Origin of the sequence: Myroides sp. 1354, from assembly GCF_030324495.1 — a bacterium.
GTDB lineage: Bacteria > Bacteroidota > Bacteroidia > Flavobacteriales > Flavobacteriaceae > Flavobacterium.
On the sequence record NZ_JACAGN010000046.1, the window covers coordinates 1 to 510 of the forward strand.

General features: G+C 33.1%; 1 protein-coding gene. It reads left to right on the plus strand.

The window, feature by feature from the left end; genetic code table 11:
* The coding region (locus HX004_RS17680; RefSeq protein WP_286444187.1) for a T9SS type A sorting domain-containing protein at positions 1-286 on the plus strand (286 nt) is incomplete at its 5' end.
* Positions 287-510 lie beyond the last annotated feature (224 nt).

The window sequence follows — 510 nt, forward strand, 5'->3', positions numbered from 1 at the left end:
TGATTTCAACAATCTATCAACGGAAGAGTTTGAATTAGCAGATTTATCTTTTGCTATTTGGCCAAATCCAGTAGTTGATCAGTTGAATGTTACAATTCCAGAAGAACTTAATGTACAAGGGATGTCAATTCAGTTATTTGATATGACAGGACGTTTGGTTAAAAATTTATCCAACCTTTCTTCTAATCAAGTTGAGGTTGATATGAAAGGATTATCTTCCGGAACTTATTTTGTAAAGATAAAAGGCAATGGTTTTGATAAAACAGAGCGTATTGTAAAAAAATAAATGATTAGTTAAATAATTATAGGAAGAAGGAGAGCTTAGGCTCTCCTTTTTTTGTTGGTTAAGGTTGGGGGGAGTTCGAATGAAAGCTATTTTTTCTAAATAGGAGGCAAATGGGAATTTGCCTATTATGCTCAAAATATTTTTTCCGATGGAAGATATTTTTCTCTGGAAGAGGGCACATGGCCATGTGCCCTTTTGCATGAAAGATGATTTTATTTGATTCT